The sequence below is a fragment of the Paenibacillus sp. FSL F4-0243 genome (assembly GCF_037963295.1).
Classification (GTDB): domain Bacteria; phylum Bacillota; class Bacilli; order Paenibacillales; family Paenibacillaceae; genus Paenibacillus_AQ.
This window is the reverse complement of sequence record NZ_CP150151.1, coordinates 4,815,006-4,828,655: the sequence shown is the minus strand read 5'-3', so window position 1 is coordinate 4,828,655 and position 13,650 is coordinate 4,815,006. Positions and strand designations below refer to the sequence as shown.

At 43.9% G+C, this 13,650-nt stretch carries 18 protein-coding genes; 17 read left to right on the top strand and 1 reads right to left on the bottom strand.

The window, feature by feature from the left end; translation table 11 throughout:
• Positions 1–61 precede the first annotated feature (61 nt).
• The 11 genes from NSS87_RS21535 to NSS87_RS21485 all read left to right on the top strand — a co-directional run bounded on the left by NSS87_RS21535 (position 62) and on the right by NSS87_RS21485 (position 8,394).
• Positions 62–649 carry a sigma-70 family RNA polymerase sigma factor gene (locus NSS87_RS21535; protein WP_042190156.1) on the top strand — a complete coding sequence of 196 codons (588 nt, stop codon included), beginning with the start codon at positions 62–64 and terminating at the stop codon, positions 647–649.
• A 5-nt stretch (positions 650–654) separates the two neighbouring features.
• Positions 655–1,245 (top strand): zf-HC2 domain-containing protein, encoded by a 591-nt coding sequence (locus NSS87_RS21530; protein WP_042190154.1) that lies wholly within the window; start codon positions 655–657, stop codon positions 1,243–1,245.
• A gap of 179 nt (positions 1,246–1,424) precedes the next feature.
• Positions 1,425–2,012 carry a histidine phosphatase family protein gene (locus NSS87_RS21525; RefSeq protein WP_042190151.1) on the top strand — a complete coding sequence of 196 codons (588 nt, stop codon included), beginning with the start codon at positions 1,425–1,427 and terminating at the stop codon, positions 2,010–2,012.
• 89 nt (positions 2,013–2,101) lie between these two features.
• The gene (locus tag NSS87_RS21520; RefSeq protein ID WP_339242698.1) at positions 2,102–3,184 is read left to right on the top strand and encodes a hypothetical protein; all 1,083 of its coding nucleotides are present in this window, start codon (positions 2,102–2,104) and stop codon (positions 3,182–3,184) included.
• A 245-nt stretch (positions 3,185–3,429) separates the two neighbouring features.
• Positions 3,430–3,609: an IDEAL domain-containing protein gene (locus NSS87_RS21515; protein ID WP_042129535.1), complete on the top strand. Its 180-nt coding sequence runs from the start codon at positions 3,430–3,432 to the stop codon at positions 3,607–3,609.
• Between the two features lie 204 nt (positions 3,610–3,813).
• Entirely contained in the window at positions 3,814–4,233 is a 420-nt protein-coding gene (locus NSS87_RS21510; RefSeq protein WP_042190146.1) for a DUF2487 family protein, read from the top strand.
• Positions 4,234–4,472: 239 nt separating this feature from the next.
• Positions 4,473–5,027, top strand: a complete 555-nt coding sequence (locus tag NSS87_RS21505; RefSeq protein ID WP_042190144.1) for a ubiquinol-cytochrome c reductase iron-sulfur subunit — start codon at positions 4,473–4,475, stop codon at positions 5,025–5,027.
• Between the two features lie 6 nt (positions 5,028–5,033).
• The gene (locus NSS87_RS21500) at positions 5,034–5,705 is read left to right on the top strand and encodes a cytochrome b6 (RefSeq protein ID WP_042129529.1); all 672 of its coding nucleotides are present in this window, start codon (positions 5,034–5,036) and stop codon (positions 5,703–5,705) included.
• A gap of 26 nt (positions 5,706–5,731) precedes the next feature.
• A complete protein-coding gene (locus NSS87_RS21495; RefSeq protein ID WP_042190142.1) occupies positions 5,732–6,604 on the top strand; it encodes a menaquinol-cytochrome c reductase cytochrome b/c subunit in 873 nt (290 codons plus the stop codon).
• 93 nt (positions 6,605–6,697) lie between these two features.
• Complete coding sequence (locus NSS87_RS21490) at positions 6,698–7,339, top strand: DUF1405 domain-containing protein (RefSeq protein ID WP_339242694.1); 642 nt, start codon at positions 6,698–6,700, stop codon at positions 7,337–7,339.
• 155 nt (positions 7,340–7,494) lie between these two features.
• Positions 7,495–8,394, top strand: coding sequence for a sporulation protein YpjB (locus tag NSS87_RS21485; protein WP_339242692.1), 900 nt, complete (start codon positions 7,495–7,497; stop codon positions 8,392–8,394).
• 140 nt (positions 8,395–8,534) lie between these two features.
• On the opposite strand, the gene NSS87_RS21480 is transcribed toward NSS87_RS21485, so the two are convergent.
• Positions 8,535–9,404, bottom strand: a complete 870-nt coding sequence (locus NSS87_RS21480) for a YitT family protein (RefSeq protein ID WP_042190138.1) — start codon at positions 9,402–9,404, stop codon at positions 8,535–8,537.
• 168 nt (positions 9,405–9,572) lie between these two features.
• On the opposite strand from NSS87_RS21480, the gene NSS87_RS21475 reads away from it, so the two are divergent.
• The 6 genes from NSS87_RS21475 to bshA are packed head-to-tail and all read left to right on the top strand — an operon-like array spanning position 9,573 to position 13,643.
• Positions 9,573–9,902 (top strand): nucleotide pyrophosphohydrolase, encoded by a 330-nt coding sequence (locus NSS87_RS21475; protein WP_036676271.1) that lies wholly within the window; start codon positions 9,573–9,575, stop codon positions 9,900–9,902.
• Positions 9,903–9,961: 59 nt separating this feature from the next.
• Positions 9,962–10,483, top strand: a complete 522-nt coding sequence (locus NSS87_RS21470; RefSeq protein ID WP_339242690.1) for a tetratricopeptide repeat protein — start codon at positions 9,962–9,964, stop codon at positions 10,481–10,483.
• A 33-nt stretch (positions 10,484–10,516) separates the two neighbouring features.
• A complete protein-coding gene (gene dapB, locus NSS87_RS21465; RefSeq protein ID WP_042190132.1) occupies positions 10,517–11,320 on the top strand; it encodes a 4-hydroxy-tetrahydrodipicolinate reductase in 804 nt (267 codons plus the stop codon).
• A gap of 15 nt (positions 11,321–11,335) precedes the next feature.
• Positions 11,336–11,758 carry a methylglyoxal synthase gene (locus NSS87_RS21460; RefSeq protein ID WP_042129517.1) on the top strand — a complete coding sequence of 141 codons (423 nt, stop codon included), beginning with the start codon at positions 11,336–11,338 and terminating at the stop codon, positions 11,756–11,758.
• A complete protein-coding gene (bshB1, locus tag NSS87_RS21455) occupies positions 11,755–12,465 on the top strand; it encodes a bacillithiol biosynthesis deacetylase BshB1 (protein ID WP_339242687.1) in 711 nt (236 codons plus the stop codon). Before NSS87_RS21460 ends, bshB1 begins: the two co-directional genes overlap by 4 nt.
• A 20-nt stretch (positions 12,466–12,485) precedes the next feature.
• Entirely contained in the window at positions 12,486–13,643 is a 1,158-nt protein-coding gene (gene bshA / locus NSS87_RS21450) for an N-acetyl-alpha-D-glucosaminyl L-malate synthase BshA (RefSeq protein WP_339242685.1), read from the top strand.
• Positions 13,644–13,650 lie beyond the last annotated feature (7 nt).

Below are 13,650 nucleotides of genomic sequence, written 5' to 3'. Positions count from 1 at the left end.
GTATAATAAGTACGGACCGGACGGGAAAAGACGTGCAAGGGCGAGGAGGGCCAATCTCACCATGACGGATTCCCAGTTGATCCAGGAAATTAAACAAGGCAACACAGAATTATATTCAGAATTAATGCGTCGTTATCAACGAAAAATATTGGCATTTGTATATCATATGCTTAGAAACTCACAAATGGAGCTAATTGCAGAGGACCTTTGTTCGGAGACTTTCTACAAGGCATTCCGTAGCTTGCATTCCTTTCGAGAGGTAGATGCTTCCTTTTCAACGTGGTTGTACACTATTGCTCGTAATACCGTGCTAAGTGAGCTTCGTAAGAATCGTGCCGGAAATGTATCCCTAGAAGAGAGTGGATATACTCCCGTTGCACCGTTTGAAGTAGCGCCTGAGCAGGCTGCATTGCGTAAAGAACGGATGAATTTGGTTCGTGAGGCAATTAATAATCTTCCGGAGAAACAACGCTCTGCGCTAATCCTGCGTGAATACGATCAGATGGATTATCAAGAAATTGCAGAAATTTTGGATCAGAGTGTAAGCTCCGTGAAATCATTGTTGTTTCGTGCCAGAAGTAGTGTGAAGCTTCAACTCGAATCCTATTTCAATGAGCCTGAAGTTGAAGAGCAGGTTGAGAGGGTGTAAGGCGAATGAATTGCAGGGAAGCGCAAGAATGTATTCCGCTCTTGTGGGACGCTCCCCCCACACATCCTAGGCGGATTTTGCTCGAACAACATATTGAAACTTGTCCTTACTGCGCGGCTGAATGGTCTCTGTGGCAAGAGAGTAGCCAGCTTATGCATGATTTGAAAGAAGAGATTAGTGAAGAGCGTGCAGAAGTTATAAATGTTAAAGTTATGGAGCGGATTTATCTAGAGAGTCCTTGGTTGATGCCAGGGGATGGGAAATCCGCAGGGACATCTGCCATTGTTCGTCATAGGCTTAGTCTCTGGATCGCTTGCTTCCTGGCGGTATTTTTGTCTAGTGTTCTTTACTTTACTATGTTTAGAACACCTGCAGATATCACTGTGGCTCAAAGTGGAATTGTAGAGACTGGCGTTGCTGGCTCTATGGAATGGACTTCTACATATCCCATTTTAGGCTCTGAAGGTGGGATTATTGAACCGCTTGTAGTAAATATGGGACCTACTCATCCTCAATATTGGATGATGTTATCCATGCTTGGCGTGGGTTTTGCAGTGTTTTCGTTAACCCGGCTGAATCGATATCGCAGATCATAAAGGGTCTATTGATGTATGACTTAGCTATTGCAGTATATAATAGTGTTAAGAACGATGTAGGAGTCCCTTTATGTAAAGATAAGGGGCTTTTTTGTATTCTAATACGCATAAAAGAAGACTTTTTATTTCATCCATGTTACATTAAGAGACAAATACTTAGGTGAAAAGGGGGAGGCAATATGCTAATCGGCTTGATACGCCATGGATTGACGGACTGGAACGCAATTGGAAAGATACAGGGGCAAAGTGATATTCCGCTTAATGATGAAGGACGGATGCAAGCTGCTATGCTTGCTGACCGCTTATTACAAGAGCCGTATCGCTGGGATTATTGCATTACAAGTAACCTTTCCCGGGCAGCAGAGACAGGCAAGATCATCGCTGATAAATTAAATGTACCGTTGCTTGATCCTGATGACCGGATCCGGGAACGTGCCTACGGGCAAGTAGAAGGGCTTACTGCCGCTGAGCGTGAAGAGAAGTGGGGGAAAGATTGGAGTCAGCTTTCACTTGGTCAAGAAACTGACGAACAGCTTCAAGCACGTGCACTTGCCTTTATGGAGGATATTTCTGCGCAGCATCCCAATCGGAACATACTAGTCATATCTCATGGAGGATTCCTCGCTCAACTGTATACTGCATTTTACAAAGATAAGTATTCTGAGCGAATTGGGAATTTATCCCTGACAATTTTGGAGAAGAAAGAACGGGAGTGGAACCCTATTCTATATAATTGTACTCGCCATATCCTGCAAAATCAGCGTTAACCCGTGCATCGGGTTATTTTTTTTGCGCAAAGGGGAATAAAAAGGGCTGTATTTCCCATAATGGTAGTAAAACGGTGAGGCGATAAAACATGAATCTGGCGGATATGCTCACTTATGCAGATATTGGACAGCTGACCGCCATAGCGGGACGCTACCGGTGTGAATGCAAGCAGAATTCCAAACATGACTTGATCCAGAGTATTTTGATTATGCTTGGAAGCAGAAGTTTTATGGAGTCTCATATCCGGGAATGTGCTCCGGAGGATCTACGGTTTCTGAATACATTACTTTTTGATGAACGCAGCTACTTTAGTCTGGAAGATTTGTTGGCTGTAGCTAGACAGGCTTCTTTTGATGCTCAAGAAGGAAAGACCGGGGGCTTCCGGGAAATGGTTTCTCGTTTCAAAAGCGGAGGCTGGCTCTTTAGCGGTTCCTCCCAGCAAACCAGATACTTGTTCCAAGTGCCTAAAGACTTGAAAGAGCGCTTTCGTGAGACGATGAGCGCACATATCAAGGATAAGGTTGCGGTTAGCTCTGAACCAGCCATGTATCGAAATGAAGGAGAATTGTTATTAAGTGATCTGGTTATGCTTCTGAGATATATCAAGGAAAATGAGCCAGAGCTTAATCAGGAAGGGGCAATGTATAGGCGGTATCAGCAAGGAGTGATGAATGCACTTCATATTCCGGAGGATCTTCTTAGCAAAGGCGGCTGGAGATTTGGTTATGGTAGGGCATGTGAGCATTATCCGCCTAGATTAGCGCTCCTGTATGATTATGTTCGTCATCGCCGCTGGATCACTGAAGAAGGTTTTCGGCTAAGGCTTACGGCGACTGGAGAGGCAGTGTTAGCCGACGGAAAATGTGACTCTTTGATGCAGATATTCTCTTTTTGGTTAAAACTATATAAGGGGGCTGTACCAAACCTGCCTTCACTTGTGTATTGGGTAAGCATTAGTGCTGGGAATTGGGTGAGCGTACCTTCATTAGTGGATGGTATTGGGTGGTTAATTAAACCGTTCTATTATGACAATGCTGCCTCTATTTTGGAGCAACGAATTATTCGGATGATGGTGCACCTTGGGATGCTTAAATTAGGGGAGACTACTGCTGGTCTCACTGTGATGATGACGCCGTGGGGGATGGAGATAGCCGTGCCTAAACATCTATAGTAGTATGAAGGCATACAAGCAAATGCTTATGGGGATTACATACGTAGATGAGGACTTCGCTTTGGTTGTTGATAGGAACATTAGATGAAGTATTGATCAGAATGGGTAAATATGTAGAACGTAGACAGGATTGTTGAATATGATTTAGTAGGTGCCGTCACTTTTGAAACCGAAAACAAAATCATCTTGATGGATATCAAAATATTAAAGCAATAAGGATCTCTTAAACAGCGGAGGTGTATCGAATGGACAAAATGAAGGCTACGTACGAAGTGATGCTAGGACTTGCGGCAGAAATGGTGTGGGATGAAGCGCTGCGAAAGCGTCGCTCCGACATCTTGCACCGTGAGATTGACACGGCGCTGGCTACAGGAGATAAATTGGCTTTTCGAAATCTTACAGAAGAACTTAAAAGTTTGGCATAAAGAAATGCGCTTAGCGCATTTCTTTTTTTATTAAATAGGTACCTGTTCAACTCACTTTCTGTATCAATTAGAGGTGAAGGAAGCCGGGGGAAAATCTAAATCTAGACGTTTGTCCTCCTCTTTCAATATAATGGGATTTGTAACATCGGGCAAATTTGTGAAAAGTGGACGCGAAGAAGGATCGTAAATAGGGAGATGACATTAATGAAATTCAGTGATTTTGAAGTTGAACAGTGGGAAGAAAATCGAAAGTTCTATGATACATGTCTCATACCTTTTACAGGATTAAGTGGGTCCGAGAGTCCTCCTGAGACGGTTCAAGCATTAGAAAGATTACGTGATTTTATGGATTTGGTGGAAATACCGTTTAAGGGACGGATTGTAACTTACCCGGCGATTCAGTATGGAGGGGAAGGATATGTCGATCTAATTAATGAGGTTTGCCGAAAAGTCAAATCCAGTGGTTTCCAGTATGTCGTGGTGTTAACAGCAGATATAGCACTTCTGGAACAAGAAATTTTTGAAAGCGATTTAGTACTCTCTCTGCCTATCATTGAGGGCTCTCCGGAAGGTAAGATTAATAGTGATATTGGTATGAAAATTCAAAAGATGTGGGGACGGTGAGTCTCTTTTAAATGTGACAGAAAATCAACAATTGTAAGCGGAAATCACTTTTTGGCCTGTCACAAATTAGACAATATTCTTGACGGGTTTTAGTGCCTAAGCTATTATTAGGTTGAATCGAAATGGTATGTGATGTATTTCATTGAAAAGATTTGAAAACGGATTATTTATAGTAAGGCATCTCTGATCGGACACCTTAGATACTTTCTTATATCTTGAGAAGGGGGTTATATAACAGTATGAGCAGCCATAATGATCAACAGGATATTTGGCCTGAACAACCACCCAGCCGTAAAGAGATGTCGCGCAGGCAATTTTTGACCTACACGCTAGGTGGCGCTACTGCTTTTATGGGGGCAGGTACAATTCTCCCAATGGTCCGTTTTGTCGTGGACCCAATATTACATAAGAAGGGCGCAGGTGATTTTATAAAGGTTGCTGAAATTAGCAAAATCACCGAAGAGCCCCAAGAGTTTACGTTTGAATTGAAACAGAAAGACGGATGGTACGACAGCACAGCGACGCTGACTGCGTGGATCCGTAAAGACGCAAAGGGTGATATTTATGCGCTTTCACCCATTTGTAAACATTTAGGATGTACGGTTGGATGGAACAATGATAAGGCACATCCGGACGAGTATCACTGTCCTTGCCACGGTGCACGTTATACCAAACTCGGCAAAAATCTCGAAGTAGCTCCAAAACCGCTTGACCAGTATAAAACGAAATTTGATAACGGGTGGGTTCTTTTGGGTGATATTGTGCCTAATACAGTAGCTAGTGAGGAGGCGTAGGTTCTAATGTTTAAAAATGTCTATAACTGGATTGACGAACGTTTGGATGTTACGCCAATTTGGAGAGACGTGGCCGACCACGAGGTTCCTGAGCATGTTAACCCGGCCCATCACTTCTCTGCGTTTGTGTATTGTTTTGGCGGACTGACCTTTTTTATTACAGTGATTCAGATCTTATCGGGTATGTTCTTAACGATGTATTATGTTCCAGATATTATCAATGCTTATGCAAGTGTTGAGTATTTACAATCTAGTGTTGCCTTTGGACAAATTGTTCGCGGAATGCATCACTGGGGTGCCAGTCTTGTCATTGTTATGATGTTCCTTCATACGATGCGCGTCTTCTTTACAGGCTCTTATAAAGCTCCGCGTGAGATGAACTGGGTAGTTGGAATGCTCATCTTCTTCGTAATGTTGGGGCTTGGTTTAACGGGTTACTTATTGCCTTGGGATAATAAAGCTTACTTCGCGACTAAAGTAACACTCGAAATTGCTAACTCTGTTCCAGTGATGGGACCCGTATTGAAAGAACTTATGCAAGGCGGTACGATTGTTGGTGCAGAAACGTTGACTCGGTTCTTCGCACTTCATGTATTCTTCCTCCCAGCGGTGCTTCTTAGTCTGCTCGTAGGACACTTTATTATGATCCGCAGACAAGGGATTTCTGGACCGTTGTAAGTTAATCTGAGAGAGGAGGAATACGGATGGCACATGGAAACAATTCTAAGGAAAAGGTTGTATATGTCGGTGATACCAGAGTTCGTAAAGGCAATGGATTTATCACACCTCCAGACTATTCAGCCTATCCTGGTAAATCGGAAGCCTTTATCCCTAACTTTCTACTGAAAGAATGGATGGTTGGCGTCGTTGTACTTGTAGGAATATTAGTGCTTACTATTTCAGAGCCAGCGCCGCTAGGGTTTCCAGCGAATGCGAGTGCTACGGTTATCCCAATTCCTGACTGGTATTTCTTGTTTCTCTATCAGTATTTGAAGCTTCCTTATGCTTCAGGTGATTATATCGTTCTGGGTACATTAGGTGTAACCGGTGTAGCTTTTGGTTCACTTCTTTTAGCACCATTTCTTGACACGGGCAGAGAACGTCGCTTCTATCGTAGACCGATCGCTTCATCTTTGATGTTCTTATCGCTAGCGGCGATTGTGTACTTAACAAATACCGCTTGGACGGAATACAAACATGAAATGGCTGAAACTGGTCAAATTCCTGAAGATGTTCAACGGGAAGAGAAGGCGGCAGAGAATAGGGCGAAGGGGCTTCCAACCTCGAGTGCAGTTAAGGCAAAGGAAGTAGCGATTGTAGATAAGGATGATCCGGCTATGGGGCTGTTTAAGCAAGCTACTTGCATCTCTTGTCATGCGGCGGATTTGAAAGGGGCAGGCGGGCCTTCACTTCGCGGCGTTGGGGACACCCATGATAAAGAAGCAATCCTTACTATTATAAAAGAGGGTCAAGGACAGATGCCGAAGATGTATGATATTGCTCTGGGAGCGGGGCTTTCGGATCAAGACATTGATGCCTTGGCAGACTGGCTTGCCAAACAAAAAAGCGAACAGTAAAATAAAAATAACGCAAAACCTGATCGAAACTGCGGTCAGGTTTTTGTATGTCTAAATGTAAAGTTGCCACTACTTGGGAGGTTAATGATCTGTATGTCCGTTCTTGATAAACTGTTTAAGCACCGAGGAATCATTTGGTTGTTATTTATTGTGAATCTTCTCGGTACCATTTATGGCTACATATGGTATGGCAATCAATTGGAGTTCACGGCGGCTAACTTTCCGCTTTGGCTGCTCCCGTTTGTTCCAGATAGTCCAACCGCAAGCTTGTTCTTTACCTTGGCGCTGTTGCTAATGCTCTTTCCTCCAAAAAGCTATACGGGAAACAATGTAAGGGAGCTTATTGAGGCGTTAGCGGTTGTGACGTCTGTGAAGTATGGGATTTGGGCAGTAAGTATGATTTTTGCTGGAGGTTATCAAGGAGATATTCTAGTTTGGAAAGACTGGATGCTGGTGATCTCTCATTTGGGGATGGCGGTAGAAGCCTTGATCTATGCACGATTCTTTTCTTTCCGCAAAATGATTCCGCTAGCGCTGTTCTGGACCCTTGCTAACGATATGCTGGACTATTCCTATGGAATATACCCATGGTTACCTTCTGTACTGAATGATGATGTCACACAGGTGCAATATTTCACGATGGCGCTAACGGTGTTTAGTGTAATTGTTGCTTGGTTGTTTAGTAGTAGACAAAGATCAGTAGACTCTATCTATCAGTTTAAGAACAGGTTCTAGTAAGCAGTTCTAACCCTTGTCCGCCTGCCATACATTTAGAATTATAAGAAGTATAAGTTTTATCCTATACTTTATCCTTATAATTTTACGAGAAACGAATATCGTCTAATAAAGACGACAACGTCGTTTCTTCTTAGGTAGGAGGGGGATGTCTCATGCTCCGAGGGAGATATTATGTGTTGGTTATTCTAGTGTTTTGTTGGTTATTGACCAGCATGAATGTTGAAAAAGCTTCAGCAGCGCAAGGGAATGCTGGTGAAGGTTCTGGCAAGGTTTCGAAGCAAAGCGCCGACGTTAGTTCGGGCGACGGTTTGACAGTGATGAGTGGAAAGACTGGAGCACAGCAGCTAGAACAAGCCGCTGAGGCATTGTATGGGTATGTCTTGGAAGGGGATGTGATGAAGGTCCGACAAGAGACCGAAGAGATCTCTAGGATCATAGTGTCCTCTTCTTTTGAAGGAATGACCTCTGTAGAGGGCATTAATGCGTTGTCAGGGGTCATTATGGACCTGAAGGCTGCTGTGGCAAGTGCAAAAGTATCTCAGCAGCAATTGGAGGCTACAGCTACCAGGTTACGATTAGCTGCCAACAGTCTGAATCAACCCGGACAACCCATTTGGCTTCAGTATTATAAGCTAATTCGCGAGGATTTAAATGCGATGGAGCAAAGTGGTGCTACAAATGATCTGGCGGGATGGAAAACGGCTGTAGAGAGGCTACAGGGCAGGTATGAAAATATCCGGCCAGCGGTGATCGTCTCTCGGAAACCTGAAGTTGTAAATACATTTGATTCTTGGCTCTCATATGCCGCAGGCATTCCTTCTTCCTCACAAAAAATCGAACGGGCCCGGTTACTTGAAATTGTGTCTTATGGTCAGGATACTGTGCGGGTAATGTTCGGAAAAGAGAAGGATGAGCCGGCTTTGTCAGTACCCCTGGCCTCACAAGAATTTGGGATTTGGGGAGGACTAGCCGCAGGGTTTATTATCGCTGTATTAGCTTATGCGGGTTATCGTAAGTACCGTGGAGAGAATCAGAACTTCAAACCAATTTAGTGGAATGGTTATATAAATAACCAAAAGGAGCGGGGAAGAGTCCCCCGCTCCTTTTTTAACGAATCAAAACTTATATATTTGGGGCCCCCGCAAAGTACCTGAGTACGTATCTAAGCAAGGCCCCACTTTGTGGGGATATTTTATGTTTCTCTAAATCCCTCGCCTTGTACGTCGTGCACATCGCTAATAATTACGAACGCGTGCGGATCAATCGATTTGACCAGTAAACTAAGACGGCGAATTTCCTGCCTTGAAACTACACAGTACACCATATGTTTGGCTTGCTTAGAATACGCACCGATTGCAGGGATGAGTGTTACACCTCGTTCTAGTTCAGCAGTTATTAGATCAGCAATTTGGGGTGCCTCATCACTAATGATTGTAAATGCTTTGGCGGCATAAGCGCCTTCCTGGATAAAATCGATGACACGCGATGCGATGAACACTGCAACGAGTGTGTATAGAATTTTTTCTTTGGGAATATAGAAGATGGAAGAGCCGATAATGAAAATGTCGATGGCCAGAATAATCTGCCCCATACTCCAGCCGAAATTCCGTCCCAGAATTCTTGCCACAATGTCTACGCCACCTGTAGTGCCACCAAAACGGAACACAATCCCAAGCCCGGTTCCAAGTGTTACCCCTGCGTATAGTGCAGCAAGAATAAAGTCATGTTCGGTACTGAAAGGGACAATCCATCCAGCAGAGATCAATCTTTCGAAGATCCACAAGAAAAGGGACAAAGATCCGATTCCTACCCCTGTGTATACGATTTGGCGGCCGCCTAGGACTTTCCAACCGAGCAGAAACAATGGGAGATTGATTAGCAGTGTTGTTAAAAAGATTGGAATGTCAAAGGCATAATTAAGCAGCAGTGTGATTCCCGTTACGCCGCCTTCCATTAGTTGACTGGGAATGATGAAATACAGTAGTCCGAATGCATATACTGCGGTTCCGAGCATGATAGGGGCAACTGTTTTGCTGATTGAAATTACCTTGTTTGAATTCATGGAATCCCTCGTTAGGCCTTGTTAAGGCAGTTTTTCTTTTCCTATAATAAGTATACCTTTTCTTGCAGGTGTTAAAATATTCAAAAAAGATTTGTCTTCAAAACGTCTTTACGATAACATAGGGGCAAACAGAAGGCAAGATATACAGAGGGGGCAAAGATACATTTTATGGACAAAAGTCTTGGTGACATTCAGCGTGAAGTAGACGCTTATATATCGCAATTTAAAGAAGGGTACTTCAGTCCGCTGTCTATGTTAGCCCGCATGTCCGAGGAAGTCGGAGAGTTGGCGCGGGAAGTCAATCATGAATTCGGTGAGAAGCCGAAGAAGTCTGATGAAGCAGAGAATTCTATAGAGCTTGAACTGGGAGATATTTTGTTTATTACTGTTTGTTTTGCAAATTCTCTTGGGATTGATTTGACTGAAGCACATAATAAGGTCATGCATAAGTTTAATACCCGAGACGCTGGTCGTTGGACACCAAAAGACACCGATTAGGCCTCTATAACATATGCTGTACCAAACGAACGGGATTTAGCCGTGAGGATGGTGAGGATATGGATCAAAGGGATTATGTAAGAGAAGCCTATCGCTCTATATTGCGTAGTGACTTTGCAGAAGCTATTGTATGCTTTGAAGCCGCGATTGCAGCAAGTCCGGCTGATGCTGAAGTCAGATATCGTTGTTCCATAACGTATGCCCGCAGTGGTATGCTAGATAAAGCTTTAGTTCATGCTCAGGCGGCTATGAAGTTAGATGGCAGCAAACCTGAGTATAGTCTACATCTACAGCATCTTCAAGCTATGATGTATGTACAGGAAGCTAAGCGGTTGATAGAAGATGAAGATAACAAAACTCGTAACCCGTATCATCCGATTACGCTACTCAAAGAGGCCATCACCCTTGATCCATTATATGGGGATGCTTATGTATGGCTTGCCATCGCACATAGTCGGGTGAATGAACATATGCAGGCTATGGCCGCCTTGAAAGAAGTGATTTCTTTACATCCGGATGATTCTGGCTTGCGAGAATTGATGGTAGACCTTCAGAAATCCATACAATCGTATATGCAGTAACTATATAACTAGTGAAAGCGAGGATGAAAAGATATGAGCAACAAGATCAGAGTTATCGTATCCGGAGCAGGCGGGAGAATGGGTAAAGAGGTTGTTAAACTTGTGCTGCAGGACGAAGAGTTGGAGCTAGCGGCTGCGGTAGATCGTTCAACGATGGATATAGATGCAGGCCGTCTAGTAGGTCTCGAAGACTCAGGAGTTATTGTAACTTCAGATCTTGAGGCTGCCCTCGCGGGAAGCAACGGAGATGTTGTGGTCGATTTCACTACACCACAATCCGCGTATATGAATACAGTGCTAGCCATTAAATATGGAGTGCGTCCGGTTATCGGTACAACCGGATTCACACCGGAGCAAATTGTGGAACTGGACAAGCAGTGTCAAGACCAGGGGATAGGTGGACTTATTGCTCCAAACTTCTCCATAGGGGCTATTCTGTTGATGAGATTTGCGGCTCAAGCTTCAAAATACTTTCCACATCTGGAGATTATCGAGTATCATGGTGACCAAAAACTGGATGCTCCATCCGGAACTGCAGTCAAAACAGCAGAGATGATTTCAGAAGTACGGGAAGAGCTTCGTCAAGGAAACCCTAAAGAAGAAGAAACGATTGAGGGTGCGCGTGGGGGTTACTATAATGGATTCCGGATACATAGTGTCCGTCTTCCTGGTGTGTTTGCCCAAGAGGAAGTGATTTTTGGTGGGTTCGGACAATCCTTAAAAATCCGGCATGATTCTTATGAGCGAGCAGGCTATATGCCAGGCGTTAAGATGGGTATTCAAAAGGTAATGGGATACACTGGCTTGATCTATGGATTTGAGCACTTTATAGAATAGACAGGGGAGAACACCATGTTAAAGATCGCATTTATTGCACATGATCGTAAAAAAGATGAAATCGTAAATTTTGTATTAGCCTATGAGCATGTATTTGTAGGTCATGAACTATTTTCTACGGGGACTACTGGCCAACGGATCATGGATGTGACTAGCTTGAAGATTCATCGCTATATGTCAGGACCATTGGGTGGAGATCAGCAAATTGGGGCAATGGTAGCCCAAGATGAATTGGATCTTATTATTTTCTTGCGCGACCCATTAATGGCACAGCCACATGAACCAGATATTACAGCTTTACTTCGTCTATGTGACGTATATGGTATCCCTGTAGCAACGAATATCGCAACAGCTGAGGTGCTTGTGAAGGCGATTGATCGCGGTGACTTTGCTTGGCGTGAACTCGTCCATAAATACAAACCAGGTGTTGATGAATGAAGCTGGACATTCTTGTATTTGGGGCTCATGCGGATGATGCGGAGATCGGAATGGCAGGTACGATTGCGAAGCATACCGCTGCAGGACTAAAAGTAGGTCTGTGCGATTTAACAGCTGCGGAAATGTCCTCGAACGGTACTGTAGAGCTACGCAAGGAAGAGGCACAGCAAGCTGCTGATCTGCTTGGCGTGTCTGTGCGGACGAATTTGGGTTTATCTGACAGAGGGCTGTTTATAACAGAAGAGCATGTGGCCGCTGTGACAGCCGAAATTCGCCGGTTTGCTCCTGCGATTGTTTTTGCTCCTTATTGGGAAGATCGTCATCCGGATCATATTGCGTGCAGTAAGCTAGTAGAAGAGGCTGTTTTTAATGCTAAACTACGTAAATATATGCCGGACAAGCCGGCAGTTCCGGCTCCACAGCTGTTTTTTTATTTTATAAATGATCTAGGACGTACGGATCTTATTGTAGATGTTACTAAACAATATGGGCTGAAGGAGCAGGTGTTGTCCTGCTATCGCTCCCAGTTCACCAAGCCGCTCGGTGCCGATGCTGTATCCACACCGCTAACGGAAGGTTATATTGAACGTGTTCGTTCCAGAGACATGTTGCTTGGACAGCGGAGACTTATTCCCTATGCGGAAGGATTTGCAACAAAAGTTCCCTATGCAGTAGATCTGTTTACTGCAGGGGATCAAACTATATAAGGTATAGAAGGGGACGGAATATGGATCGTTTGAAAATAGGCATCACTTGTTATCCGTCTCTTGGCGGCTCAGGCGTAGTAGCGACTGAATTAGGAAAACTCTTGGCCGAGAAGGGACATGAAGTTCATTTTATTACACACAGCATTCCGTTTCGGTTAGGGAAATTCCAGAAAAATATATTTTACCATGAGGTAGAGGTTAATGATTATTATGTATTTAAATATCCTCCTTATGATTTAGCACTTGCTACGAAGATGGCTCAGGTTGCCAAAATGCAGAATTTAGATCTGTTGCATGTTCATTACGCCGTTCCGCATGCTGTTTGTGCTTTCCTTGCTAAGCAGATGCTTGGTAATGATATAAAAGTTGTAACGACTTTGCATGGCACTGATATTACGGTACTTGGACAGGATGAATCGCTAAAAGATCTAATCCGTCTTGGAATTAATGAAAGTGATGCCGTAACAGCCGTATCGAAGGATCTCATTAGAGAAACACGAGAAGTGCTGGATATTACGCGCCAGATCGACCTCACTTATAACTTCGTTGATCATCGTGTCTATTATCCACGGGATGTATCGAATCTGCGAGAAGATTTTGCTTCTCCTGAGGAGAAGATCTTGATGCATATCAGTAACTTCCGCCCAGTTAAAAGGGTAAGCGATGTTGTCGATATCTTTGCTAAAGTGAATCGTGAAATCCCTTCACGTCTGTTGCTTGTTGGCGAAGGGCCAGATCTTCCTAAGATTCAAGCTAAGATCAGTGAAATGGGTCTGGATGATAAAGTCCGCTTCTTAGGAAGACAGGATGAGATTGCTCAAGTTATTTCGTTGGCTGATCTTCTTCTGTTACCTTCTGAGAAGGAAAGCTTTGGTCTGGTCGCTCTAGAAGCAATGGCCTGTGGTGTTCCGACTATAGGTTCTCAAACCGGAGGCATTCCGGAGCTCATAGAACATGGCAAGACAGGATTCATTGCTCCAATTGGTGATACAGAAACTATGGCGAAATATGCAATCAAACTCCTATCGGATGATCGCATGGTGGAGCAGTTCAGACAAGCTTGTCTGGAAACGGCCTGCAAAGATTTCTGTAAGGATTCGATTACAAGTCAGTATGAGGATATATATTACCGTGTGCTCGGGCGCAAGGTACCTAGACTGGATACAGTCAGGGGGTAAGGAGTTC

What these genes read in the sequence shown, in the direction of transcription:
- NSS87_RS21535 (WP_042190156.1), top strand. Translation starts at nt 62, where the DNA reads ATGACGGATTCCCAGTTGATCCAGGAAATTAAACAAGGCAACACAGAA.
- NSS87_RS21530 (WP_042190154.1), top strand. Translation starts at nt 655, where the DNA reads ATGAATTGCAGGGAAGCGCAAGAATGTATTCCGCTCTTGTGGGACGCT.
- NSS87_RS21525 (WP_042190151.1), top strand. Translation starts at nt 1,425, where the DNA reads ATGCTAATCGGCTTGATACGCCATGGATTGACGGACTGGAACGCAATT.
- NSS87_RS21520 (WP_339242698.1), top strand. Translation starts at nt 2,102, where the DNA reads ATGAATCTGGCGGATATGCTCACTTATGCAGATATTGGACAGCTGACC.
- NSS87_RS21515 (WP_042129535.1), top strand. Translation starts at nt 3,430, where the DNA reads ATGGACAAAATGAAGGCTACGTACGAAGTGATGCTAGGACTTGCGGCA.
- NSS87_RS21510 (WP_042190146.1), top strand. Translation starts at nt 3,814, where the DNA reads ATGAAATTCAGTGATTTTGAAGTTGAACAGTGGGAAGAAAATCGAAAG.
- NSS87_RS21505 (WP_042190144.1), top strand. Translation starts at nt 4,473, where the DNA reads ATGAGCAGCCATAATGATCAACAGGATATTTGGCCTGAACAACCACCC.
- NSS87_RS21500 (WP_042129529.1), top strand. Translation starts at nt 5,034, where the DNA reads ATGTTTAAAAATGTCTATAACTGGATTGACGAACGTTTGGATGTTACG.
- NSS87_RS21495 (WP_042190142.1), top strand. Translation starts at nt 5,732, where the DNA reads ATGGCACATGGAAACAATTCTAAGGAAAAGGTTGTATATGTCGGTGAT.
- NSS87_RS21490 (WP_339242694.1), top strand. Translation starts at nt 6,698, where the DNA reads ATGTCCGTTCTTGATAAACTGTTTAAGCACCGAGGAATCATTTGGTTG.
- NSS87_RS21485 (WP_339242692.1), top strand. Translation starts at nt 7,495, where the DNA reads ATGCTCCGAGGGAGATATTATGTGTTGGTTATTCTAGTGTTTTGTTGG.
- NSS87_RS21480 (WP_042190138.1), bottom strand. Translation starts at nt 9,404, where the DNA reads ATGAATTCAAACAAGGTAATTTCAATCAGCAAAACAGTTGCCCCTATC.
- NSS87_RS21475 (WP_036676271.1), top strand. Translation starts at nt 9,573, where the DNA reads ATGGACAAAAGTCTTGGTGACATTCAGCGTGAAGTAGACGCTTATATA.
- NSS87_RS21470 (WP_339242690.1), top strand. Translation starts at nt 9,962, where the DNA reads ATGGATCAAAGGGATTATGTAAGAGAAGCCTATCGCTCTATATTGCGT.
- dapB (WP_042190132.1), top strand. Translation starts at nt 10,517, where the DNA reads ATGAGCAACAAGATCAGAGTTATCGTATCCGGAGCAGGCGGGAGAATG.
- NSS87_RS21460 (WP_042129517.1), top strand. Translation starts at nt 11,336, where the DNA reads ATGTTAAAGATCGCATTTATTGCACATGATCGTAAAAAAGATGAAATC.
- bshB1 (WP_339242687.1), top strand. Translation starts at nt 11,755, where the DNA reads ATGAAGCTGGACATTCTTGTATTTGGGGCTCATGCGGATGATGCGGAG.
- bshA (WP_339242685.1), top strand. Translation starts at nt 12,486, where the DNA reads ATGGATCGTTTGAAAATAGGCATCACTTGTTATCCGTCTCTTGGCGGC.